This window comes from Clostridiales bacterium, assembly GCA_015243575.1.
Classification (GTDB): Bacteria; Bacillota; Clostridia; order Peptostreptococcales; family Anaerovoracaceae; genus Anoxybacterium; species Anoxybacterium hadale.
Window position 1 is genome coordinate 4,830,250 of sequence record CP042469.1, and the last position, 25,778, is coordinate 4,856,027.

17 protein-coding genes and 1 pseudogene are annotated in these 25,778 nt (G+C 42.2%); 13 read left to right on the forward strand and 5 right to left on the reverse strand.

What is annotated here, in order from left to right; all coding sequences use genetic code 11:
* Window positions 1–20: 20 nt before the first annotated feature.
* Both FRZ06_21200 and FRZ06_21205 read left to right on the forward strand, forming a co-directional pair.
* Window positions 21–596, forward strand: coding sequence for an NAD(P)H-dependent oxidoreductase (locus FRZ06_21200; protein QOX65685.1), 576 nt, complete (start codon window positions 21–23; stop codon window positions 594–596).
* A gap of 415 nt (window positions 597–1,011) precedes the next feature.
* Window positions 1,012–1,632, forward strand: coding sequence for an oxidoreductase (locus FRZ06_21205; GenBank protein ID QOX65686.1), 621 nt, complete (start codon window positions 1,012–1,014; stop codon window positions 1,630–1,632).
* 262 nt (window positions 1,633–1,894) lie between these two features.
* Here FRZ06_21205 and FRZ06_21210 read toward each other — a convergent pair whose 3' ends face one another.
* Window positions 1,895–2,992 carry a HAMP domain-containing histidine kinase gene (locus tag FRZ06_21210; GenBank protein QOX65687.1) on the reverse strand — a complete coding sequence of 366 codons (1,098 nt, stop codon included), beginning with the start codon at window positions 2,990–2,992 and terminating at the stop codon, window positions 1,895–1,897.
* Window positions 2,989–3,663, reverse strand: coding sequence for a response regulator transcription factor (locus FRZ06_21215; protein QOX65688.1), 675 nt, complete (start codon window positions 3,661–3,663; stop codon window positions 2,989–2,991). Before FRZ06_21215 ends, FRZ06_21210 begins: the two co-directional genes overlap by 4 nt.
* 165 nt (window positions 3,664–3,828) lie before the next feature.
* On the opposite strand from FRZ06_21215, the gene FRZ06_21220 reads away from it, so the two are divergent.
* From FRZ06_21220 to FRZ06_21230, 3 genes are all read left to right on the forward strand, one after another.
* Window positions 3,829–4,770: an ABC transporter ATP-binding protein gene (locus tag FRZ06_21220; GenBank protein QOX65689.1), complete on the forward strand. Its 942-nt coding sequence runs from the start codon at window positions 3,829–3,831 to the stop codon at window positions 4,768–4,770.
* Window positions 4,767–5,477 carry a bacitracin ABC transporter gene (locus FRZ06_21225; GenBank protein ID QOX65690.1) on the forward strand — a complete coding sequence of 237 codons (711 nt, stop codon included), beginning with the start codon at window positions 4,767–4,769 and terminating at the stop codon, window positions 5,475–5,477. Before FRZ06_21220 ends, FRZ06_21225 begins: the two co-directional genes overlap by 4 nt.
* Before the next feature lie 690 nt (window positions 5,478–6,167).
* Window positions 6,168–6,782: a Crp/Fnr family transcriptional regulator gene (locus FRZ06_21230; protein QOX66037.1), complete on the forward strand. Its 615-nt coding sequence runs from the start codon at window positions 6,168–6,170 to the stop codon at window positions 6,780–6,782.
* 70 nt (window positions 6,783–6,852) lie between these two features.
* On the opposite strand, the gene FRZ06_21235 is transcribed toward FRZ06_21230, so the two are convergent.
* Both FRZ06_21235 and FRZ06_21240 read right to left on the reverse strand, forming a co-directional pair.
* Window positions 6,853–7,350 (reverse strand): GNAT family N-acetyltransferase, encoded by a 498-nt coding sequence (locus FRZ06_21235; protein ID QOX65691.1) that lies wholly within the window; start codon window positions 7,348–7,350, stop codon window positions 6,853–6,855.
* A gap of 15 nt (window positions 7,351–7,365) precedes the next feature.
* A complete protein-coding gene (locus FRZ06_21240) occupies window positions 7,366–8,292 on the reverse strand; it encodes a hypothetical protein (GenBank protein ID QOX65692.1) in 927 nt (308 codons plus the stop codon).
* A gap of 844 nt (window positions 8,293–9,136) precedes the next feature.
* On the opposite strand from FRZ06_21240, the gene FRZ06_21245 reads away from it, so the two are divergent.
* From FRZ06_21245 to FRZ06_21275, 7 genes and pseudogenes are all read left to right on the forward strand, one after another.
* Entirely contained in the window at window positions 9,137–9,352 is a 216-nt protein-coding gene (locus tag FRZ06_21245) for a hypothetical protein (protein QOX65693.1), read from the forward strand.
* A gap of 93 nt (window positions 9,353–9,445) precedes the next feature.
* The gene (locus FRZ06_21250; protein QOX65694.1) at window positions 9,446–15,286 is read left to right on the forward strand and encodes a hypothetical protein; all 5,841 of its coding nucleotides are present in this window, start codon (window positions 9,446–9,448) and stop codon (window positions 15,284–15,286) included.
* A 374-nt stretch (window positions 15,287–15,660) separates the two neighbouring features.
* On the forward strand, window positions 15,661–15,936 hold the full coding sequence (locus FRZ06_21255) for a transposase (GenBank protein QOX65695.1): 276 nt from the start codon (window positions 15,661–15,663) through the stop codon (window positions 15,934–15,936).
* A 174-nt stretch (window positions 15,937–16,110) separates the two neighbouring features.
* Complete coding sequence (locus FRZ06_21260; protein ID QOX65696.1) at window positions 16,111–16,362, forward strand: hypothetical protein; 252 nt, start codon at window positions 16,111–16,113, stop codon at window positions 16,360–16,362.
* A gap of 725 nt (window positions 16,363–17,087) precedes the next feature.
* On the forward strand, window positions 17,088–21,440 hold the full coding sequence (locus FRZ06_21265) for a hypothetical protein (GenBank protein ID QOX65697.1): 4,353 nt from the start codon (window positions 17,088–17,090) through the stop codon (window positions 21,438–21,440).
* 391 nt (window positions 21,441–21,831) lie between these two features.
* Entirely contained in the window at window positions 21,832–22,365 is a 534-nt protein-coding gene (locus tag FRZ06_21270) for a hypothetical protein (GenBank protein ID QOX65698.1), read from the forward strand.
* Window positions 22,366–22,655: 290 nt separating this feature from the next.
* A pseudogene (locus FRZ06_21275) lies at window positions 22,656–22,739 on the forward strand (cell filamentation protein Fic).
* A gap of 16 nt (window positions 22,740–22,755) precedes the next feature.
* On the opposite strand, the gene FRZ06_21280 reads toward FRZ06_21275, so the two are convergent.
* On the reverse strand, window positions 22,756–23,640 hold the full coding sequence (locus FRZ06_21280; GenBank protein QOX65699.1) for a LysR family transcriptional regulator: 885 nt from the start codon (window positions 23,638–23,640) through the stop codon (window positions 22,756–22,758).
* Between the two features lie 161 nt (window positions 23,641–23,801).
* Here FRZ06_21280 and FRZ06_21285 point away from each other — a divergent pair, with 161 nt between their 5' ends.
* A complete protein-coding gene (locus tag FRZ06_21285; GenBank protein QOX66038.1) occupies window positions 23,802–25,745 on the forward strand; it encodes an FAD-dependent oxidoreductase in 1,944 nt (647 codons plus the stop codon).
* Window positions 25,746–25,778: the final 33 nt, after the last annotated feature.

Consider the following 25,778-nt stretch of genomic DNA (forward strand, 5'->3'; position numbering starts at 1 on the left):
ATAGAGAGGAGAAGTGATCCATGAACGCGTTGATTATTTATTCCCATCCAAATACGAAAAGTTTTAATCACGCTATTCTCAATCAGGTAAAGCAGGGACTGAAGGATGGTGGGCATACCTTTGAGGTGATTGATTTATATGTTGACAACTTCAACCCTGTCCTTGTGTATAACGAGGGCATCAAAAGAAGCGAGCTTATGAATGATGTTGAGACAGCTCATTACCGGGAGCTTATCAAACAGGCCGATGAACTGATATTTATATACCCGATTTGGTGGTATGGCATGCCGGCAATTCTGAAGGGGTTTATTGACAGGGTATTTGTTTCCGGATTTGCTTATACATCTGACGGGAAATCTCCGAAAGGGTTATTAAGCAATAAATCAGCCTGGGTTATCTACACCATTGATTCACCGGCGTGGTTTGTCAAACTATTCCGGAAAAACATAGAATGGAAAACAATGAAGGATGCTATCTTAAACTATTGTGGGATTAAGCATGTAGAAAAAAGCATGTTAGCCGGCGTTAAGAAGAGTGACCTTAACAGAAGGCAGAAATGGCTGGAACTCATTTATCATAAAGCATGCAGGATTTGAAGCTAGGGCAAGGAAAAGGCTTTGAATAAACCGAAATACTTTCTCCCCGCGTTCCCGGCAAAAGAGATGATGAAGTTTGTTGGGCGCATATAATGAACTTTATTTTGAAGTAAAACCTGTAGAGCCATCCTATGAGAGCAGCATTGGGCAGAGGGGCATTGAGAACAGGGGCTTATGGCAGAAATGTTTATTACATATGTGGAAAAACTGTGGGGAACGTTTTCTGATTTCACTATTATTTTTAATACCTGTGAACATGATGAAAGGACAGTTTAAATTTGGCAAATGTTCTCTCAACCGGCGAATTAAAATTTTGTAATAATTAAGGGTCAACTGAGTTACAAATATATAGTAGCGGTTTCTGTTAGAACTCATAACGCATATGATGACCAAATCTTTTGAAAGAGGTGTTTTTGTGGAGTTTAACGAAGTTATCAAATTAAGAAGGAGTATTAGAAAATTTAAAGCGGAACCTATACCGGACGAATATGTTAATGAAATTTTAAAAGCCGGACGGCTTGCACCATCTGTTTCAAACATACAGTCTACGCGATATCTTGTAATAAAAAATCCCGAAGTGAAAGAGAAGTTAAATGAATATACCGTACCCTTTGTAAAAAGCGCACCTGTTGTGATAGTATGCTGCGCATATAAAAAGGCATGGAACGAACAAGAAAAAAGGTTTCTTGAGTTAAAAGAAATCGGGGCATTCAAAGATTTTTATGAAGAAACTAAGCAACAAATGGAAATATTAGAGAAAGAAGGAAAGGTTGAAAGAATGGCTAATCCAGAAATATTTAGTTACTATTTGTGGCAGCATGCCGCGATTGCAATCGACCATATGATGTTAAAGGCAGTTGACTTAGGATTGGGAAGTTGCTGGGTTGGTTTTGTAGACAGAGAAAAGGTAAGAGAACTAGTTAATCTTGATAACGATTATGATATAATTGCCCTGTTACCAATTGGCTATCCTAGCTATAACCCTGCACCAAGATCAAGATTTTCTGTTGATCAGTTATTGTTGAAAGAATTATAAGTTATTATGATGGTTATGTTCGACTCCTCTATCCGGTTCTTAAGCAGATAGAAGAAGATGGCCTGGTTACGAAAATAACTGAACAGGGGGAAGGGGAACCCTCCCCGCTATGTCTTTTCCATTACGCAAAAGGGCAGAGAGGAACTAATAGAATGTCGTATGAAACCTATTGAACAGACTCCTGGGCGGCTTGAACTGCTGCTCAAACTGACTTTTGCAAAAAATATTCCATCTGAATTTATGATAAAAGAACTGGAAGAAACTAAATACAAATATATGAAGTGACTGGAAGACGTTTTGCATTCACCCCTAATGGCAGTTGTACAATAAAAATACTACCTTCTCCGAGCTGGCTTTGTACTTCAATAGTTCCTTCACATAGCTCAGTAATTCTCTTGACTAAAGTTAATCCCAATCCATTTCCAGCCAATGAATGAGAGGTATCTCCCTGATAGAATTTGTCAAATATATGCCTCATGGTTTCATCACTCATTCCGTATCCGTTATCTTCAAGCCGGAAGGTAGCCTTTTGTCCGCTCCTCCATAGGCCCACTTTAATAATTCCGCCATTGTTCGTGTACTTGATGGCATTATCAAGAAGATTAACCCAAATCTGCTGAATTAAATTTTTGTCACCGAGTATTTCAATTCCATCTTCAAGTTTAATGTCAACGTGAAGATTTTTACCGCACCACTTCTGTTCTAACATTACAATTGCAAGTCTGATTTGTTCATCTAAACAATAAATTGTTTTTTCGCTTATAATCTCTGTGCTTTCTATTTTTGAAAGGTTAAGAACGTTAGTGGAAAGATGAACAAGCCGCTCTGATTCCTGCACGATTATGTTCAGGTATTCTTGCTTTTCTTCGTCGCTGGCATCACCCGCCTGTAATAGTTTGGCAAATCCACTAATTGAAGTAATGGGTGTTTTGAACTCATGAGAGAAGTTTCTCACAAAGTCGCTGCGTAGGGTCTCGATACCTTTTAATTCCTGAACCATCTTATTGAAACTCCAGGCAAGCGTATCCAATTCAAAGACGAAACTGCCGTTTACCATGACCGAGAAATCACCCTGAGATACCTTTTCGGTGGCTTTCATCATATCTCGGATTGGTTTAACAGAGCGCCGACTTAATAATGTTGCTATTACCACGCCCATAAAAATACTGATATATACCATTATGGAGATTGCTCGGCTTGGACTTGCAGTGCCATCTAAAGCCAGGATACCTATTTTGATTAGCAAATAAGCAATCAAACCAGCCGATAAAATGGACAAAAGCATGACCAGAAAAACTAAGGCCACCAAGGAAACCGCAAGACTGATTTTCGGGGGAAGCCACTTTTTTATTCGTTTCATACGCGCCTCACAATCTTATACCCCAAGCCGCGCACTGTCACAATTTCAAAATCGGAATTGTCTCTGAATTTATCGCGCAGTCTGTTGATATGGACATTCAGGGTATGTTCGTCTGTTTCAGTCTCCAAGCCCCAAATTTCGTCCATTAGTTGATTGCGCGTGAATATCATATCGGGATAACTCATGAGCTTAAAAAGAAGTTGAAATTCTTTCTTTGGTAAAGCAATCTGTTCATCTTTCCATGAAACTGCAAGCGTATTGTAGTCCGCTGTGGTTTCGCCCATGACGACTTTGTGTTCGCTGGTAATTCGCGCCCGACGCAAAAGCGCCTTTATTCGGAACAACATTTCTTGTTCATCAAAGGGTTTCGTCATATAATCATCAGTTCCGGAAAGAAAACCTTTATGTTTGTTTTCCGTATCTTGATTAGCGGTTACCATCAGGATTGGGATGTTTTCGCCAACATCACGTAATTGTTGACATAACTCATAGCCATTCAAGCGAGGCATCATCAAATCCAAAACAATCAAATCAAATCGCTGTGTTTCCATCTTGTCAAGTGCTTCAAGGCCATCATTTGCAGTACATGTGTTATATCCGCCGCGCTTTAAAACAGCGCACATTAGTTTCTGAGTATTGATATCATCTTCGACAACTAAAATATCGAACACTATATTCACCTCCATTTGCAATAGTATACCACCTATAAAGTAAACTGAACATAAACGAATTTCTGAGTAAAAATTGAGGTTTAGTTTATGTTTAATGATTAAAGTGCATTATCGCGTCATTTAAGATATAGACGCAAAATGAAAATCGCAAAAGGAGTAAAGCAAATGGAAAAAACAAGTAGCTGTTACGCTGCAATACAGATGGACAGCCTTACAAAAAAATTCGGTGATTATCGCGCCGTCAACGATCTTTCACTTGATGTGAATCATGGCGAAATATTCGGGTTTCTAGGTCTGAATGGGGCAGGTAAATCGACCACAATCAAAATGATGCTGTCATTGCTCAAACCCTCGTCCGGCAGTATCTACATGTTGGGGAATAAAGTTGACTCCGGAAGTCACAAGTTATGGGAGAAAATTGGCTATTTAGAAGAAGCAACTTATTATCCAGGGCTTACAGTAATAGAAAATTTAGACATTGCCCGCCGGATGCAAATGATATCTGACCGTCAATCAATTACTCGCGTGATACAGAAGCTCGGTTTAGAAGCTCATAAAAATAAGAAAGCTAAAAATCTTTCTCTGGGAAACAAACAGCGGTTAGGGTTAGCAAAAGCAATGATCCACAATCCAAAGATTTTAATTTTGGATGAACCCATCAACGGACTTGACCCCGCTGGTGTCGTGGAAATCAGGGAGATGCTTTTCGATTTATCGAAAAATTTGGGGGTTACTGTTTTTATATCAAGTCATCAATTGGAAGAACTTTCAAAATTGGTTGATCGAATTGGTATAATCCATGAAGGACAGTTGATTCAGGAAATCAAAATGGCGCATTTGGAGCAGTCTTTACAAAAACATATGGTCCTGGATGGCCGCGACAAAAATGCAATGAAACAGATACTCTCGAAACATAGATATCGTTTTGAGGAAAGCACAGATGGACGCTTGTTCCTTTCGGAAGGCCCCGCGACGGAAGAACCCGAAAGATTGGCCGAACTGCTGGTTGGGTTGGGTCAGCCCCCAACCCAACTAAACATTGTTACCGAAGATTTAGAAGGTTATTTTTTGCGAATCATACAAAGCACAAGGAGGGTACACGGATGAAGATATTATCATTTGTACATTGCGAGGCTCTTAAGGTATTGCGTTCAAATGTTTTTTGGATTGTTGTTGTTGCATTTGCCACAATGCCAATAATGCTTGGTTTAGTCACATATATCAACGCTGCTGGTACGGGCTGGGCGCCTTATTTAACTGATTTACTTGGTTCCATTACTGCTCTTTTGGTAATTGGATTTTCTTTCACCGCCTGTTGGGTTTTCGGACGGGAATATACAGATAAAACGATTAGTGAATTGCTTGTAAAGCCAGTATCTAAACTATATGTGGTGCTGTCAAAGTTTATTGTAATTTTTCTCTGGGATGTACTGTTGGCCACCTTCATGTTTGCGGTTGTGTTTCTTATGGGAATACTGATTGGGCTTAATGATGGGTCAGGATTGCTTATCGTGAATAGCTTTCTTGCTTTTATGGCAACGTCACTGCTAATTATGGTTGTCAGCACAATAAGTGCCCTGTTGGCGAATGTTAGTAAAGGATATTTAGCCCCTATTGGGCTTGCGTTCCTTATTGTGATCATTTCCAATGTCGTTGCGCAGGCTGGGCTTGCCGCTTACTTTCCCTGGACGATTCCGTCATTGTTCATTTCGAATGTTCCTCTTGGCTTCGCCAGTATCGCCATACTTGTTATTACGGGGATAACGGGGTTTGTCGGAACAGTAGCATGGTGGAGGTTTGCCGAACAGCAATAGATTCAATCAAGCTTTTTGCACAATAAACATGGGTTATAAGCTTCATACCCCACCGCCAAGGGGCTACCAGTCTCAGTTGGCATCTATTTTGACCGTTCAAGGCACGTTGAGTGCGTAATAATGATGAAGAATAGTGGTTATGAGGGTAAATAAGGCAGGAATACCACTGCATGTAGTGGTTTTGAAGCTAAAAATGAGCAAAATACAGGGTCGAAGACTGCATTTTTTGACCTTGTTTTTTGGGGCGTTTCATAGATGACATTCGGTATTTCAGAGTCCATGCTTGAATTTCCCATAGCTGGACAATAAAATGATAAAGGATAGTATAGAACACACAAACAAAAAGGAATTTATCGCAGACTTGAGCGAATATTCCTGCCTTGAAATTTGACAGGTTGATATGCGGCCAAATTACTAAGTCAAAGTTATCTATTGATAGTTTTAGAGCATTGGTTACGACAAGAATACTTGTTTATCTAACTGATGATATCTATTGTAAAGAGGATGAATTTATTAATTATTTTTCAAATGAATTTGTATGTAATAGGATAGGTGGAGGAAACATGGAATTTGGTGTATTAAGTGCTTCGGCAAATATGAAAACAAGGGACTTAGAATAAACAAATTCCAATCTATCAATGATTTAATGAGGATAGAGGTGACCTAATGGCAAAGTTAGGAGTGATTACAATAAGTTTGATTGATATGATGCCCGATGAAGTAAAGAAAAAATTGCACCGGAAAACGTATAATGAAAACGAAACGATTCTTTTTGCAGAGAACGAAAACAATTATGTTTATTTTTTGATTGAGGGAAAAGCCGAAGCCTATGTACCGAATCTGCAAGGCTCCTTTGCAACTATACATCTTTATGAACCCGGAAGTTTTTTTGGCGAGTTGGAACAATTCTATGTTGGTAGGAAGCCAGTTGAGATTTCTGCTATGACGCCCTGTGTTGCGTATGCGCTTCACAGGGAGGACTTCTTTGACTGGATGAAAAAAGATTTTGAAGTTACAAAGTTCATAATAAGGGAAATTGCATATAAGCTAATCATAAATAGTGAATACATCGAGGAAGTTTCGCTTTTAACAGTCAAGGAGCGACTGTTGCGCTGTGTGGCTACCCACTATCGCCGGGGAGATATAGACAAGCTCACCAAGGAGCAGATAACAAAGGAAACCAAAGCTCCAATGAGAAGTATCAATCGGGCGATAGCGGAGTGTGATAGGCAAGGGATATTGTCTTATAAAAATCAAGAATTATTAATCTTGGACATAACAAAATTGCAAAATATACCTGGTTAAATGCCAAACCTCCCAATAGCCCATTCCTCGGTGCATGGACTTATTGGGAGGTCTGCTTTAGCATCTGATGTTAGTTGATTAAGCTGTACATACAGGCATCAAAAAACTGTCCGTTCTTAAATACAGATTTTCTCAACACGCCTTCCATTACAAAACCGCATTTTTCTAAGACTTTACAGGAGCCTTTATTATAAGCGTAAACTGCCGCATAGACTCTCGCAAGATTGAGTTCTTCAAATGCGAAGCGGCACATTTCTTTGACAGCATCGGTGACAATCCCTTTGCCCCAATACTCTTCGGCCAACCAATAACCGATTTCTGCGCTCTTTGTGTTAACATCTTCTCCCAATGTTAGACCGATACCACCAATAGCTTGATTCTCATAAAAGATGGCACGGTTAACTTGCTTATTCTCCGGGGTATTCATACAAAACTCTATAAATTGCCGCGCATTTTCTTCTGTATAGGGGTGCGGGAAAATATCACGCAGGTTGTCTGCGATTTTTTTGTTATTGGCGAATCTGATCAAATCACTGACATAATTGTAAGACCATTTTTTTAATTCCATCGTCCTCCTCCTCTCTCATTCACTAAACAAAAGAAACCGATCTAAGCCGATTCCGCTTATCAAACATCGTTCTTTTTTACTTCCGAGCATTTGGCAAATCCAATCAACAAATCCACCATCACCAATCATAATTTTTTCATGCTCAGTTTCCATATATATCTGAAAATTGATGCCTTGATAATACTTGTTGTCTACATCGTCATAATCAAAGGAAAGTGGCGTATCAGGAAATGCTGTTTGTACAACCGCAGTCATTTTGTCAAAAAAGCCATCGCCGTCTGTGTACCCGCCTCTTTTCCGTAAAACGATGGATAACTTTGCATTGAAGTGTTCTTGAAGCAACTCTTTATAAAAATTCAAGTGCTTCTTGAGTAGCTCTTTTTCACAGGCATAAGACCCTATATCTTTCCCCGAAGACACCATGCAAAAAAGGCCGAAATGGGCAAAAAAACCTTTACCTGAAAACGCTTGTGCCCGAACAGCTCTTACGGTTGTAGCATAATGCAAAGGGGGCGTATTACTCTCCGTCCTACGCTTTAGTCTGTCAGCAATAATGATAGCCATCATATTAGAGGGGTCGGACAGTGTTTCCGTACCGCGCAATGCGCTTACAACATTGTATTGGTCTACGCAACCAAAAACGCTACAACTGCCAAGGGGCGCAGAGGGCGAAAGCAGAACAGTTTGCATATCCATTTTCTGTGCCGCGTTCAATAGCTGTGTTTCTAAAGCATGGAATTTGGCAGGGTCAATATCACTGGGGGTAGAGAAACGGTTAACTTGATACGCCTTTAAGACATCCACAGGGGAAAACTTATCCGTTTGCTTTTCAAACAGTTCTAACAACAGCGAATTTAAGTCTGCCTTTGAAAGAGAAAGAAGTTTATCTATTATTTTTTGATCTCCAATTTGCGCCAAAATTCTATCTAAAATTGTACTCATATGACACCACTTTCATTATTGATCTTAATTTTATACATCCTAATTATAGCCCTGTTAGGTGCGTTTATAAAGGCCAACTGACCAAAGTATCATCAGGATATATTATTTGTTCCTCCACTAAACAGAAAGGATAAATTCAAAGGTTAAAATTCTAAATATGTTATCAATTACTATGGGGTAAATATAGGTGAATCCAACAGTACCTCGGCTGAGTCACGCACTGTCAATAAAATGGAACGATATTCATCTAAAGTAGCCAATAACGGGAAACCTTGTATAACTGCGTTTTTATCAGGGGTTTTATGGAAGAAAACAAAAGGACCCTGTTTTTTGGGGCGTTTCATAGATGACATTTGGTTTTTCAGAGTCCATGCTTGAATTTCTCATGACTGGGCAATAAACTGATAAATATAGTGCGCCCATTGGGCTATCCGGCACTTAGTGGCAACTTTTTGTGTATCCATACAATCACTCCATTCAAGGTTGAAAAAGTTGACCTACTTTTCCAACCGTATTCCTATTATGATTGTACAAGTTTTTCAACTGCGAATTTAGGTGACGCTGCGTTTGACGCTTACTGATATGGCCTAATAACTATCGACTTATAATACAAAGTTGATATCGTATAGACCAAGGAGGCTTCTAATCTTTTGCTCAATTAGCGCAATTGTGAGAAAATATGAGGGTCAAAATTCAACAAAATACGACAATTACGCCAAATATGATACAATTACGCCACGGACGGTTTTCTTCCGTGGTTTTTTGTACAATAAATGGGAGTGCAGAGTGGCAAAGCCACATTTTGTATAATGTAATCTAAGAGTTTAGCAAGAGGGGAGTGATTTTGAAGGTGAGAGAACCCAGTGACAGAACTGCAGAGGTAAAGGCAGCGGTAGGTAAACTTGATATATTGCAAAGCGACTTTTGTGATGCCTTTGAACAGGATGAAGGCCGGTTATTCTCAAGCAGAGAATGCTGGTACTGCAAATATGGGGATTTTGGTATTGATACCGAGCACCCTACGGAAAACAGTGTATGCAGATACGAGAAGAAAGTGTGAAAGTTCAAACAGGTATTGATACCATAGATTTGACTTTATCTAGATTTTAAATTAAAAAATAGCAATATTAAATAATAGATAGGAGGAGACACGATGAGATTGAAACGAAGCTTAGCCACATTGATGATTATGGTATTAGTGTCGGGGTGTATTCCAATGGAGACATATGCTCAAGGAAACAATATGGGCCTTGACAGAGATAATGCGATTCGGATGGACTATGACGGCATATCATTTATCACAACAAATGAAAATAAAGATGAAAATGAAAATATAATACCATACTACTGGTTCGAATTAGTAGCTGGTGTCAACGATAAGTATTATACGATTAATTTTGAGAGAAATTCAGATGCAGGTTCAACCGATCCGGTTGATCTTACTGCAACACCCTATATAACAGATGCTAAAATATTTGACGCAGCAGGGAATGAATTGCCTGCTACATGTGCACCAGGAGAAACAACGGTACTAAAACCAACTGATAAGCTTGAAAAAAATAAGGTGTACTACATACAAGCATTTTTTAGTTCGAACGCTCAACATATTTACATGACAATACCGGGTGAACGGTATATAAGACCTACCAAATCGTGGGAAATCACTTATAATCTCAATGGTGGTACCGGCACGGCACCAGTAGACTCTGAATGGTATTTTAGCTCAGACACACTGGATTATTATAAGGTGTATTCACCCGATAACGACCCTACAGCACCAGCTCAAGGGAGTATGGTAGCACCAGCAGGAGCTACGTTTGCAGGATGGAAAGACGGAACTGGAAAAGCGTATGCTTCTGGTGATAAAATTGCCAGCACCACTGATGTAGTATTGTATGCCCAATGGACAATCCCGAGCAGCTCAGCGGATGCTAATTCCACCGTCTATACAATCGATGACGTAAACCATACCGTTGCAGGTGGTTCTTCAAGCATTACGACAGAAGCCACGGTGCAACAAGTACTTGCCAACATTACTTTTTCGGAAAAAGCAAGTTATAAAATTGTTGCTTCAGGACAGGACTTGTCCTCAGTCAGCAATGCAGCAAGCGCAGCAGCTAAGGCAGGAACAGATAGAATCGTCAGTGGCGATCGGTTGGTGGTAATCGCAGAAAATGGCATAAACTATGCTACCTATACCATTACGGCCACAGACCCGCCAACAGCACCTACGATTGGCACGCTGGCCATTTCCAGTGACTTTACAGCGGGGAATAGTATCACACTCGGCGACCTTACAAAATATATCCCCACAGTGACGGCAAACAGCACCACCATCACTGCACAGGGTTGGCAGTCTTCTGTCACATCCGGCGGCAGCGATAGCTGGACAACATGGACGGTTGGTGGTGTCCTTCCAGTCGATACCTCAAGAACCTTTAAACTGCGATATTATGTGATCTATGACGGCACAACAGTGACCTCCAACGAGGTGACCCTGAAGGTGGTCGGAAACGCAACCACCCTTGCACTGGCAGCGTCTCCTGCAAGCCCACAGAGCACAGGAACGCCCATCACTCTGACCGCAACCCTCACAGGCTTCTTTGCCGGCCCCGGTGTAAAGGATCAAACCATAACCTTTAAGAACGGCAGCGCAATTCTGGGAACGGCAGCTCTAAATGCCGGTGGCGTGGCGACCTATAACTGGACACCCGACAGTGCCGGGACATATTCACTGGCTGCCGAATATGCCGCCACCGCTTACAACACTGCTGCCACATCAAGTGCGATAGCTTGGGAGTCAATAGCTGCGGCCACGGCACCCACCCTCACGGCAGGCGCGGTCAACCGCATAAACGATACTACGGCTACGGTTAAATTCACTTCAGATGAGGGTGGAACTTATTATTATAATATCGGCAGCGCTGTAACAAATACAAGTACCAACGGCACATCCTTCTCAGCGGGTGAAACAACCATATATCTTACTGACCTCACACCAGGAGCAAAAGATATTTATATTGTGGCAAAAGACGCGGAAGGAAATCAGTCTTCTAATACGTTTAAAATTACCATCCCGGCAGCGGTTCCAGTTACGAACTACAATATTTCGGTGGGAGATGTCCAAGTTACCAGCGCTAATGCAGGGAACGTCACAGGGGACGGCATCACCGGAACCGTCACTTACGACCCAACGGAAGGAATCCTTACGTTGAACAATGCAACAATTACAAAAATGAACGGCGGTGGGAATGCCATTTATAGCAGCAGCAACCTGAAAATTGTCCTCATCGGTAACAATACCATTAGAATATGGGATGGTAGTTCATCCATTAATTATTTAGCCGGGATTAACGTCAATGGAGAATTGAGAATTGAAAGCACATCAGGCGGCAGCATTTCTGTCTACAATACATTGGGTAAGATAGAAAATTATGGAATTAAGGCTACTAGTGGAATCACAATCGAAGGCTGCACGGTAAATGCTGCGGGAGGCATGGCATCCGGAAAAAGCGTAGGCATCGTGGTTACGAACGGAAATCTTTATATTAAAAACGCCACCGTCACTGCCGACAGCGGTACATCCCCCCTTAATGGATCGAGCTATGGCATAGACACTAGAAATGGATCTCTTGATATTGATAATTCCATCGTTACCGCTACAGGAGACGTGCGCGCATTAAATGTCAAAAATCTGACTCAAACAGTGCTTACGGAGACCACCTTAGTGACCGCCTCGACTTCTAAATCGTTCGAAGAAGCGGATGTTATCACACTTGAGAAGCTTCAAAGTGACAACTCATATAAGTACATCAAAATCACCCCACAGTATGTTCAAGGATACACGGGCATTCCTGCAAAAGGTGAGTTTACTCTTAAAACAACTGGTGTCAATGAAATTTATAACGCCGACCAACTAGCCTATGTGGCAAAGCAGGTCAATAATGGAGTTGTCGGTTGGGATAAAGCGAGCTATAAGATTATGAATGACATTGATTTGTCAAGTTATGCTAACTGGTCTCCGATTGGTAACAATAGTAAGCCTTTTACAGGGACCTTTGACGGTAACGGAAAAAAATTCACTGGTCTTACAATAAATACAAAGTATGATTATATAGGATTGTTTGGTTATGTTAATGAGGCAACAATCAAGAATCTTGTTGTCGAAAATCTATCAATATCAGGATATTACCTTTATAATAGTTCAAGAAGCAATGATCCACTCTCAGACCAAGTCGGCGGCCTGATTGGGTATTCTAGGGATTCTATCGTAACAAATTCCTATACATCAGGGGGGACTATCACAGGATTTCATAATGTTGGCGGCTTGATTGGGTATGCTGAAAATACTAACATAACATGTTCATATACAACAGTTGATGTCATAGGAAATACGTATGTTGGCGGTCTGATTGGTTATTTTAATTATTATGGTGGTACTGCGCCTACCGTGGAGAATACCCATGCAACAGGTGCGATTACTGGTAGCTGGTATGTCGGCGGCCTGATTGGATTCAAGTCTTCAGGTGAATTGAAAAAATCATATGCAAAAGGTGCTGTTACTGGCCAAACTTATGTCGGTGGTCTGATTGGGAAAACTTCTTTCGGTAGTGTAGAGAATACCTATGCAACCGGGAATGTCACTGTAGGGGATTTCCATGGTGCTATTTATGTTGGCGGCCTGATTGGGTATTTTGGTGACGGTAGTTTAACTAATTCCTATGCAATAGGGAAAGTCACTGCAGGGGCTGTTCTCGATGATGACTTTTATAGATATGTTGGCGGCCTGATTGGATTTAAGAAAGGGTTAAATTCTGTAACGAGCAGCTACTGGGATAAAGATACCTCAGGACTAGACAATATTGGGAACTTCTTAATTGATACCGAAGAATATTATGGTACACCCAAAACAACAGTTGAGATGAAAACACAAAGTACCTTTACGAACTGGGACTTTGATAAGATATGGGGGATTGAAGCTGGATCATATCCATACTTGAGAGGCTCCTGTTCAGGTTCAGAGGATGAGCCTGCTGACACTACAGCACCCACCCTTACAGCAGGTGTGGTCAACCGCACAAGCGAAACAACTGCAACGGTAAAATTCACTTCAACTGAGGGCGGAACCTATTATTATAAAATCGGCGGCGCGGTGACAAATACAAGTACAGGCGGCACAGCCTTATCCACGGGTGAAACAACCATAAACCTTACTAATCTCACTGCGGGAGAAAAAGTTATTTATATTGTGGCAAAGGATGCTGCAGGAAATACATCTCTTGCGACGTTTAAAATTACCATCCCCGCATATACCTACCAGGTCAGCGGAACTGTGAAGGACCACAACAGCAATGTTCTTTCAGGCGCGACAGTAAAGCTTATGGCAGGCCAAACGCAAATAGGGATTACAGTAACAACGGATGCAAATGGTGAATTTATCATTACAAATGTGCCAAACGGTACATATAACCTTGTAGTCAGCAAAGACGATATTGTTGTCACAAGCATTATTACGGTAAAAAATGACGATTATGCCGCTGGTATAATCACCCTTCCGGCAGGTAAAACAAGCAGCGTGGTTGAGGTGAAGGGTAGCGAAACCCCTAAAATTGTAGTTGGGAACCTTGATAAACAGTTTGTAAACACAGTACAATATGGTGACAAGGGCGTAACTGAGTCTGATATGGCGGTTGTAACAGCTGGCGGTGCAATCGTAATAAAGTTTGTGGCTGAGAAAAAAGATATCACGGCAGCAAACGCAAATGATATCATATCCACCGCAGGAACAAATAATAAAACAGTGGGTATCTTTATAGATCTATCCGTATTAAAAACAGTCACTAATACTACTGGTGGAGCTATTTCAGTATCTCTTATTGGACTCAATGATTTGATTGATGTATATATTCCACTGGATGAAGCCTTTCAAAATAAAACGGATTATATTGTGTATCGTTATCATGGGGGTTATGTAGAAAGTATTACCACAACGGCAAATGAAGATGGAGAAAAAATTGATCTTATTGACAACAACACAACCATTAAACTGACAATAAATAAATTCTCTACCTATGCCATAGCATATGCAGCAGGCACAAAACCAAGCAATAATAGGTCATCATTACCTACGATTAATGTAGAGCAGACAGAAGGCGGAAAAGTCGCTATTAGCACAGACAAAAAAACAGCAACGATTACCCCTGATGATGCATATGTAATAGGTGATGTAATAATTGATGGAAAAAGCGTTGGTCCAGTTGAAGAATATATCTTTAAAGACAGCAAAAATCACACTATTACCGGTGTTTTTGTGAAGGAAACTGCCCTTCCGTATTACCTTCAAAATGACAAAAAAATCTACATCGGCTTCTCGGTAATTCTAGGAAGGAGTTACAAATACATCGCACCTGAAGGTGTCACAGTAAAGTTTAGAGAAAATCCAAAGACTTTTAAAGATAACACTATTGAATGGGCAAAACCACACATTGACTTTGTCACAGAGCGTGAACTATTCCTTGGTACAAGCCAGGATATATTCAGTCCAAATACAAGCATGACCAGAGCCATGTTTGTAACAGTGCTTGGACGACTTTACGAACGTTCTTATGGTATTGTACCAGGAACAAGCAAGTTCAGCGATGTAGACGTAAATGCCTATTACGCTAAGTATGTAGCATGGGCAAATGAAAGCGGAGTCATAAAGGGTATTGGCAATAACAAGTTTGCACCCGATGAGAATGTTACGCGGGAACAAATGGCAGTCATAATGTTTAATTTTGCCAAATTATTAGACAAAGCAGATGTTACAGAAAATTCACTGGCCTATACTGACAGTGCAAGTATTTCATCCTGGGCGATTGATGGGGCTATATACTGCCAAGAAACAAATATAATCAAGGGAAGAAATAGTGGAAATTTTGCACCGCAAGAAAATGCCACAAGAGCTGAAGTAGCAGCAGTCGTTGAGAGATTGATTAAAACAATAATGAAATAGAAAAGCGAAGTTTTTAAAAGCTGCAGCCTACAAACAAAATGTAGGGCTGCAGCTCTTTTGCGTGATTTTTCTATTTAGAAGTAAGCGTCAAATAGTAGACACATTGAAATAAATATTGAAATCTGCGAAAATACTCCTGAGTTGGCACGTCGATCGTGCAAGCGAAAGGAGCATTGATTATGAATCAAAGAGGAAAAGAAGAGCAGCGGCAGCTTTGGATCGCTAGGCTTTGTAATCTGGAGGAAAGCGTCGTGACATAGGAAGATTGGTGCAAACAGCATAACATTCCTTACAGCACTCTCCGGTACTGGATCAGCAAACTAAAGAAAGAAGCGGAAACTGATAGCCGGGAAACAAACTGGCTGAAAATCGATATGTCTACCGGCAGCGAAATAGCGACAGTACGTATCCCCGAGGTATCGAATACTATCGGCGGTATTAATATCCGGTTTGGCGAGTTTACGGTTGAGTTGCAGAACGGCTGCGATCCACAGCGAGTATTTGAAGTCCTGAGGATGCTGAAGGCAGGAACCTTTGAGCTAGATCCTTTTCAAGGAGCCATTTTCGTTTTCTGCAACAAGGACAAGAACAAGATCAAAGTTTTACATTGGGACAAGGACGGCTTCACACTTTACTACTCCAATGACTGAATTGCAATAGTAGTTTGTGTGTTTTAAGGACGCGCGTTTTGCTCCATCTGCCGCTCCCGGCATGATAAAACTCGACATTTACGCCAAATATCGTGCAATTACGCCACGGCCGGTTTTCGGCCGTGGTTTTTTGTATAATACGGGGACAAATACTGGATTTTGGAAGTGAGTTTAATGAAGGGAGAATCCCGAGACAGAACTGCAGAGGTAAAGGCGGCGTCCGGCGAATTTCAGATCGCACGCCGCGACTTCTGCGACGCGTTCGAGCAGGAGGCGGGACGGCTGTTTTCCGCCCGGGAGTGCTGGTACTGCCGGTACGGCGACTTCGGAATTTTAACCGAGCATCCCACGCAAAATGGCGTATGCGGCTTTGCGTGCCGGACAGGCGGCGTGCCCGAGCCTCCTGAGCAGACGGAAGAAAAATAGGAGGAGATAAAATAAGAAAGAGAATTTTGAGCGTTCTTCTGACGGCGTGTCCGGCGCTGCCTACAACGAGACCGATAACACAATCGGGGTAGGCAAAGTCTACAGCGGAAATACGATCTACGAGGCAATTCAGCCATTAACGGAATAAAGCAGCTGAAAATTACGGCGGGCACAGTGACGGAGGATGACTGGAAGAGCCTGAATTACTTGTCACCCGTAGCTCACTTCCCGAGTTATGGGTTTTTTAGTATATAACCATTTTTTATTTATATCGAAAAAAACCAAGCGGAATAAGTTGAATTTCATTTGTCAAGAGTAAATTTAAGACAATTAAAGGTTTTTAAGTGTAAAAATGAGTCTTTTAAGCGCAAAGGTCATTTTTTATTTTGTACATGCTATTATGATAGTAGAAATTTTTAGGAAATTTGCATAGATTTCTTTGCGAAGGAGTGTGATTATATGGAAAGATGTAGACGGGAGGATATGCCCCTTTATGCTCCAAATTCCGAGGGTAATATATGGCCAAAGCAGGCTTGTCCTGCCTTTGAGCCAAGAGACATCTTGACACGCCAAATGCCCTGGATGTGGGCGTATGCTACTGGCCAAAGCAATTTGTTGGAGGGGTAAGCTAACAAGACACGATGCGGTATCCTGTCAAGCAATGAGTTGGAAGCAGTCTAGAAAACCGTGCCTGACTAGCTTGGTATCTCATGATTAATTAGAGTATGGTAAATATAAGTATATCAGGAGGATGTAACATGACAAAAACTATAAGAAAGAAATTATTGGCGAGTATACTGAGTATTGCAATGCTGATAAGTTTTATGCCTGCAATGACGCTTACGGTAAATGCGGCTGAGCCGGAACCATACACTGCTACTGCTACGGTAAATGATTCGCTACCATTGCCTGTTTCGGAATTGTATGGTTTAGGTGACTTTAGTGACATCTTTATTTATTGTGTACAAGGATACACACAACCATCATCTGGTTCTAATATTGCTATGTTATATTTTGCTGATCCAGATCTCAGTGCAGGTGCTGGAGAGGTGGATTATTTGGACAAAATTGACGATGACCCGGATGATACCGTGGGAAGTAAAGATGAAAAAATTTATTTTAAGGCAAACACAGCGGGAGAGTATACTTTTTATATACGAATTTATGATTATGTCGAGATTGACGTAACAAGGAAAATTACTGTAACTGTTACCGACGGCGACACCACCAAGCCGACATTGACCGCAGGAACAGTAAACAGAACCAGCAATACCACAGCTACTGTAAATTTTACCTCTGATACGGAGGGAAGCTATTACTATAAAGTGGTAGAAGACGGAGCTCCAGAACCAACGATAGATACTGATGGGGCAGGAACAACCTGTACAACGTCTGAAACAACAATTACAAATCCTACTGGTTTAACAGCAGGAGCAAGGGATATCTATATCATAGTAAAGGATGGGGCTGGAAATAAAAGTACATCCCTTAGGATAGATATTGATGCCTACATTTCAAGTAGTGATGCAACATTGAAAACATCTTCGACGGTGAAGGGTGATGCAGTGACAAGCCTTGGAACACCAAGTGCAACGTTAGGTTCTGAAGCCGCTGGGGCAGTAACGATTACAGCGGCAAAAGCAGCAGATACCAGCAATGCAGAAAGCTTTATCACACTCTTTGACAGGAACGAAAGCCATGCCACAGTCAAGGTGGTGAAGTATGCGTCAGGAGCTTCCACCACAAACTTTGAAACGGATACAGCCTATGACAATGGGGCAATCACTGATGGAGATTTCTTTATTATCAAGGTGACAGCAGAAGATGCCACAACCATAAACTATTATAAAATAAATGTATCTGTAACCCCAGCACCTTCCACCGCAAAGGCAATCACTGCCTTTAGCTTCAATGGATTAACACCAAATGTAACCGGAACTGTGAATGAAGGCGCAAAAACTATCGCGCTCACAGTACCTTATGGAACTGACGTGACAGCATTGGTGCCAGCGATCACTCATACAGGAGCAAGCGTATCTCCCAATACAGGAGTTGCGCAAAACTTCACAAACCCAGTAACCTATACCGTAACAGCGGCAGACAGCAGCACCCAGCAGTATACGGTAACGGTGAGCATAGCGGCAAACCCGGCCAAGGCAATCACTGCCTTTAACTTCAATGGCTTAACACCAAATGTAACCGGAACTGTGAATGAAGGCGCAAAAACCATCGCGCTCACAGTACCGTATGGAACTGACGTGACAGCATTGGTGCCAGCGATCACTCATACAGGAGCAAGCGTATCTCCAAATACAGGAGTAGCGCAAAACTTCACAAACCCAGTAACCTATACCGTGACCGCGGCAGACAGCAGCACCCAGCAGTATACGGTAACGGTGAGCGTAGCGGCAAACCCGGCCAAGGCAATTACTGCCTTTAACTTCAATGGCTTAACACCAAATGTAACCGGAACTGTGAATGAAGGCGCAAAAACCATCGCGCTCACAGTACCGTATGGAACTGACGTGACAGCATTGGTGCCAGCGATCACTCATACAGGAGCAAGCGTATCTCCAAATACAGGAGTAGCGCAAAACTTCACAAACCCAGTAACCTATACCGTAACAGCGGCAGACAGCAGCTCCCAGGCGTATACGGTAACGGTGAGCGTAGCGGCAAACCCGGCCAAGGCAATCACTGCCTTTAACTTCAATGGCTTAACACCAAATGTAACCGGAACTGTGAATGAAGGCGCAAAAACCATCGCGCTCACAGTACCGTATGGAACTGACGTGACAGCATTGGTGCCAGCGATCACTCATACAGGAGCAAGCGTATCTCCCAATACAGGAGTTGCGCAAAACTTCACAAACCCAGTAACCTATACCGTAACAGCGGCAGACAGCAGCTCCCAGGCGTATACGGTAACGGTGAGCGTAGCGGCAAACCCGGCCAAGGCAATCACTGCCTTTAACTTCAATGGCTTAACACCAAATGTAACCGGAACTGTGAATGAAGGCGCAAAAACCATCGCGCTCACAGTACCTTATGGAACTGACGTGACTGCATTGGTGCCAGCGATCACCCATACAGGAGCAAGCGTATCGCCAAATACAGGAGTAGCGCAAAACTTCACAAACCCAGTAACCTATACCGTAACAGCGGCAGACAGCAGCACCCAGCAGTATACGGTAACGGTGAGCGTAGCGGCAAACCCGGCCAAGGCAATCACTGCCTTTAACTTCAATGGCTTAACACCAAATGTAACCGGAACTGTGAATGAAGGCGCAAAAACCATCGTGCTCACAGTACCGTATGGAACTGACGTGACTGCATTGGTGCCAGCGATCACTCATACAGGAGTAAGCGTATCGCCAAATACAGGAGTAGCGCAAAACTTCACAAACCCAGTAACCTATACCGTGACCGCGGCAGACAGCAGCACCCAGCAGTATACGGTAACGGTGAGCGTAGCGGCAAACCCGGCCAAGGCAATCACTGCCTTTAACTTCAATGGCTTAACACCAAATGTAACCGGAACTGTGAATGAAGGCGCAAAAACCATCGTGCTCACAGTACCGTATGGAACTGACGTGACTGCATTGGTGCCAGCGATCACTCATACAGGAGCAAGCGTATCGCCAAATACAGGAGTAGCGCAAAACTTCACAAACCCAGTAACCTATACCGTAACAGCGGCAGACAGCAGCTCCCAGCAGTATACGGTAACGGTGAGCGTAGCTACTTCAAGTAGTTCAGGCGGTGGCAGTGGTTCATCCACTACAGCAACTTCAGGAACAGGAACTGTAATTGTAGTAGTAAATGGCAAAATTGAAAATGCAGGAACAGAAACAAAATCAACAGAGGACGGCAAGTCAACCGTAACAGTCGCTATAAATAGCAAAACTGTTGAAACGAAGATTGCAGAAGCAGTAAAATCAAACACAACCGGACAGCAAAATGTGATGCAAGTGCCAGTTGCTGATACAAAATCAGATGTAGTAAAAGTAGAACTAACAGGAGATATTGTAAAGCAGCTAGAAACAAATACCTTTGATGTATCAGTAAAACGTGATGCAGTAGAATACGTGATACCTGCAAAAGAGCTAGCTATTTCAAACGCAGCAAAAGAACTTGGAGTGGCTGAAACTTCACTAAAAGTTATCAAGGTAGAAGTACAGATTACAAAACTAGAGGACTCCGTTGTAGCAAAATACAATGAAGTAGCAAAAGAAAATGGAGCAACAATTGTATTCCCACCAACAGCATTTGAAGTAGTAGCAAAGACAACAAATGCAGCTGGAAAAACTGAAGATGTTAAGATTAACAAATTCAGCAATTACGTAGAAAGAATTATGGAAATCCCAGCAGGAGTAGACCCAAGCAAGATAACAACAGGTGTAGTGTTCAATTCTGATGGATCGTACAGCCATATACCTACTGATGTATATCAGAAAGATGGAAAGTGGTATGCAAAACTTAACTCACTTACAAATTCAAACTACTCAGTTGTATGGAATCCAGTTGCAGTTAAATCTGTAGAAAACCACTGGGCAAAGGATGCAGTTAGTGACATGGCATCAAGACTAGTAATATTCAATGCAGAAACCTTTGAGCCAAATAAGGCAATCACAAGAGCAGATTTTGCAGAATATATCGTAAGAGCGCTTGGCTTATACAGACAAGGTGAACATCAGAATAAGTTTATTGATATTAATGCAAAAGGAGACAGAACACTCGCAATTTTGATAGCAAATGAGTATGGAATCGTAACAGGGTACTCTGACGGAACCTTTAGAGGAGACAATCAGATAACAAGAGAAGAAGCGATGACGATGTATCAGAGAGCAATGAAGATTACAAAGCTTACAGGAAGCGACACCAATCGAATCAATACTTATGTGGATAGCATGCAGGTAAGCAAGTGGGCCGTTTCCTATGTAACTGATGTATTGTCAGCACACGTATTCAACGGAACAACAGCAACAACTATTGCACCAAAAGCAAACTTAACTTATGCGGAAGCTGCACAGGCAATAAGAAATCTGTTGGTGGAGTCTAAGTTAATCAATAAGTAATGTTGATAAAAGGAGTACTCTATAACAATGAGGGTACTCCTCTTAACAGATTACTGAAGACACCTTCAACCGACCCTTGAAGCAATAAAAATGATGACAGTGTTGAAAGGCTACAAGACGGCAGCTATATGACAAAAGTTGAAGCATATTTCTCAGATCAATTTCCTATCCGAAATATTTGGGTTCATATACAGGAAGATTCCAGTGATCATCCCAATGACAAAAATATAAGACTCAAAGACGATCTTTAAATGACTATCGGCTAATTGTTTTTAATAATTAGCCGATAGTCATTTTATTTTCATTACCAACCGCACTAGGTTATTACTCTCCGGTTAATTAAAATGAAAATATAAGTTCAAAAATGCTGTATTGATGCAGGAGAAATGAAATGATGAAAAAGATATTGATGTGGATTACCGTGCTTATGCTTACATCGACTGCTTCTTTTGGAGTGAGCCGTTACAGGGAAGTGCAGGTACTTTTGGTGGATGATCTGCGGATTACCGTCAATGGAGAAGAAAAACAGATAAGAAACATGGATGGTTCAACGCTGTCTCCGATTAGCTATCAGGGGAGAACCTACCTTCCGATTCGTGCGGTGGCAGATTTGGTGAACTATGAGATCCGCTGGGATGACGCCTCAAGAACGTTTTCAATAACCTCTGCAAGTAACGGAGCTGAAGAAGAAGGGTGGTCGGGCTATGCCAGTATAGCAGCAGCCGCATACACAGCAGGGAAGGCGTTGAGAGGTAAGGATTATGAAGCCTTAGCGCGACTGGCTCATCCTGAAAAAGGAGTACGATTCAGCATTAACGGAAAAGTGGAAAGCGAAGTAGACATCGTCATAAAAAAAGATGAATTTGCGAGCAAGGCGGAAAACAATACAACTGGGGTGTTGAGGATGGATCTCCCGAACCGATGATTAAGTCAGTCGATACCTTTATGAATCGGTTTAACAAAGACTTTGAAAATCCGGCACGTGATGGCTGGAACGAAAGAGTTACTGGATATGGAATTAAGGAGCAGCCAAAAAACAGTGTTAAGGTAATTGAGGGGGCAGAACGCCTTTATTCAGGATGCGAGTTTGTCGAATTCTACTTCGAAGGAACATCGGGGCAAGAGTTTGACTGGGACAGTTATATTATGATATTCGAGCGATATATCTATGAAACGAACACTGTGAATACGGAAGCTGAGAAAACGGCTGATGTGGAAGATATCATCCGGTTTGAGAGCATTCATCCCTTCCAAGATGAAAATGGAAGGGTCGGAAGGATTATCTTGTTTAAGGAGTGATTAAGACATGACATTTTCACCGGTTTTCCTGGCAATGGATCAGTTGCCGATAAAATGCCAGCATATTTTCAGTCAGAACTTTACTTTTTTTCTTTACAAAGTATACGTCCCAGCTAAAACGGTCGTCCGGGAATTCATAATATCTAAGATCGGAATCATCCGGGCGGATGGTATGTGCCGGAACAACGAACAGAAGATTGTTATATAGGGCGATTTCTTTTAAAGAGTTGAAATCGCTGGAGGAAATATCAATGATTGGATCAAATCCTGCATTTCGGCAAGCGGCGACAAAATTGTGACGGATGTGAAATTGTGTGCTAAACATGGCATATCGCTGATCTTTCAAATCGTCCATCTGAATCTGTTTTTTTCGATATAATGCGTGTGCTTTCGGGATACACAAATATACCTTTTCCTGAAGCAAACATGCAGCAGAAAATCGGTCTGAATCTATGACGCCAGTAGTAATGCAAAAATCAAATTCATCTTTTACCGCAAGTTCTTCCAGATAAAAGTCTATATAATCCGCATGCTCAATCGTTACATTGGGATGGGTCTTCTCGAAATCGGTGATTAACTGATAAGGCAGGGCAGAAACAACCCCAAAGGCCATACCAAGGAATATGGTTTCATTTGGAATATCCTTGATCTGAGCAATATGAGAGCACATATTTTTTTTTCTCTCTATAATAGACTGGCAATCATTCAGAAAATACTCACCATGAGGTGTGGGGGATACGCCGTTAATATCTCTGAAAAGCAGTTGGCACCCCAGTTCTGCTTCCAGTTCACGAATCATTTTGGAGATCCCTTGCTGAGACACGTGATATGTCGCAGACGCTTTACTGATACTTCTGCACTGGCATACGGCGATAAACACTTCCATTTGTCTGAATGTCATATCTTCTCCTTTTATGTGCTCAAAAGGTCTTATGCATACAACTTTTTTGTTGTGATAATACAATGATTCTTCTGCTTTTACTTTAATTTTATTGATATATACTTGGATTGTCAAGAGATTGTCAAAGTACAGATGTAAAGATATAAAAGGAGGTAAAAATGATGAAGAATAAGTATTATCCTCATCTTGCAAGCCCGATTACCATTAACGGGGTTACTTTTAAAAACAGAATTTTTGGCGCCCCCATGTCGAATCCGGAATTAGATGTGGACTGCAACATGCGCCAGGAAGACATCGCATTTCATGAAAACCGTGGGCGCGGCGGACTTGCAAGCGTGGCCATTGGCCTTGGTATTGTGGATGCCATTGGGCGTTCCCACACAAAAGAAATAAAACTATATGATGTCATGTCCCTTCCATCACTGAAGGAAGCGGCCAATGCGATGCACCGGCATAATTGCAAGGCTGTAATGGAGCTGGCCCACGGGGGCAAATTTGGAAATGCTCGCGCTCACAGCAATGCTGACGGAACCTTGATTGGCCCTAATGATGAGGTGAATGCGGCAGGGCTTCCGGTCCGCAGCATGACCGAAGAGGATATTTACAGAGTTGCGGATTGTTTCGCCCAGGGCGCCAAGCTGGTAAAAGAGGCAGGCTTTGATATGGTGCTGATCCACGGCGGTCATGGCTGGCTTCTGGGTCAGTTCAGCTCTCCGTCGATGAATCGCAGAACCGATCAATGGGGAGGCAGCCTGGAAAATCGGATGCGTTTTTCACTGCTGGTAGTTGAAAAAGTACGGGAAGCGGTCGGTCCGAATTTTCCCATTGAGTTCCGTATGAGCGGGGCAGAGTATACGAAAGGCGGATACCCTATTGAAGAGGGCGTCGAGATGGCCAAAATGCTGGATGGCAAAGTCGATATTATCCATGTTTCGGCTGGTGTTCATGAAGACCTGGAGGTATTTACCTACACCCATCCATCTATGTTTATCGAGCATGGATATAATGTACATCTTGCAGCGGAGATTAAAAAACATGTTAAAACTCCCGTGGCAACCTTAGGCGGCATCAATGATCCAGACATGATGGAGGAAATCATTGCTTCGGGAAAGGCAGATATCGTGCAGGTTGCGCGTCAGTCGCTTAGTGATCCGTATTTTCCGGAGAAAGCATTTTCAGGGAATGCAGCTGATATCATGCGGTGCTGCCGCTGCTATACCTGCTTCTTCAATTACTTAACAAACAGAACATTTTGCTGCGCATTTAATCCGGTGATTGGCAATGAGCTGCAGCATAAGCAGGCATTCCCGGCTGCAACACCAAAGAAGGTTATCGTTGTTGGCGGTGGCCCCGGCGGTATGATGGCAGCGATTACGGCGGCGGAGCGCGGACATTCGGTTACACTGTATGAGAAGAACAGCGAACTGGGTGGACAACTTCTTTCAGAGCAGTATATTCCTTTTAAACAGGATATGTTTCACTTTGTAAAAGTTTTGAAAAGACGTTTGGAACATGCGGGTGTTGAGGTTCGACTGAATACGGAGCTCAACGCGAAGCAGGCGGCGGCAGAAAATGCAGACGTTGTTTTTACGGCCATTGGCGCGAATCCCATCGTTCCGCCCATTCCTGGAATCGATCACAAGAAAGTGGTTGGCCTTGAAGCGCTTCATCACGCGACTCCTGCCCTTGGACAAAAGGTTGTTATCCTTGGCGGCGGTCTTGTTGGATGTGAAAGTGCCATTTATCTGAATCGTCTGGGAAAGAATGTTACCATTGTTGATATGAAAGCAGACTGGGCGCCTGATTCTTACTTCATGCACAAAACTGCTATGGCAATTGCGATGCGTGACAGCAACATCAAGATTTATGTAAGCACAAAGGCAAAGGCTGTTACAGAGAAAGGACTTGTCTGTGAAACTGCGGATGGTGAGGTTACTTTTGAAGCGGACAGCATCCTGCTTGCGGCAGGTATGAAGGCGGATCGCGCCGTTGCGGACAGCTTCTATAACACAGCACCGCGCGTGTTTGAAACAGGCGACTGTATAAAGACAGGCCGAGTTGTTGATGCTGTTACAACCGGATACTACCGTGCGCTGGATATTTAAACATGCGATAGGCTGTCCTGATGTTTCCAAATT

Bases quoted from the DNA above. Each gene is read 5' to 3' on its own strand.
- FRZ06_21270 (QOX65698.1), top strand. From the start codon at position 21,832: ATGATGAAAAAGATATTGATGTGGATTACCGTGCTTATGCTTACATCG.
- FRZ06_21285 (QOX66038.1), top strand. From the start codon at position 23,802: ATGAAGAATAAGTATTATCCTCATCTTGCAAGCCCGATTACCATTAAC.
- FRZ06_21255 (QOX65695.1), top strand. From the start codon at position 15,661: ATGTCTACCGGCAGCGAAATAGCGACAGTACGTATCCCCGAGGTATCG.
- FRZ06_21225 (QOX65690.1), top strand. From the start codon at position 4,767: ATGAAGATATTATCATTTGTACATTGCGAGGCTCTTAAGGTATTGCGT.
- FRZ06_21280 (QOX65699.1), bottom strand. From the start codon at position 23,640: ATGACATTCAGACAAATGGAAGTGTTTATCGCCGTATGCCAGTGCAGA.
- FRZ06_21265 (QOX65697.1), top strand. From the start codon at position 17,088: ATGGTAAATATAAGTATATCAGGAGGATGTAACATGACAAAAACTATA.
- FRZ06_21260 (QOX65696.1), top strand. From the start codon at position 16,111: ATGAAGGGAGAATCCCGAGACAGAACTGCAGAGGTAAAGGCGGCGTCC.
- FRZ06_21250 (QOX65694.1), top strand. From the start codon at position 9,446: ATGAGATTGAAACGAAGCTTAGCCACATTGATGATTATGGTATTAGTG.
- FRZ06_21220 (QOX65689.1), top strand. From the start codon at position 3,829: ATGGAAAAAACAAGTAGCTGTTACGCTGCAATACAGATGGACAGCCTT.
- FRZ06_21200 (QOX65685.1), top strand. From the start codon at position 21: ATGAACGCGTTGATTATTTATTCCCATCCAAATACGAAAAGTTTTAAT.
- FRZ06_21210 (QOX65687.1), bottom strand. From the start codon at position 2,992: ATGAAACGAATAAAAAAGTGGCTTCCCCCGAAAATCAGTCTTGCGGTT.
- FRZ06_21240 (QOX65692.1), bottom strand. From the start codon at position 8,292: ATGAGTACAATTTTAGATAGAATTTTGGCGCAAATTGGAGATCAAAAA.
- FRZ06_21235 (QOX65691.1), bottom strand. From the start codon at position 7,350: ATGGAATTAAAAAAATGGTCTTACAATTATGTCAGTGATTTGATCAGA.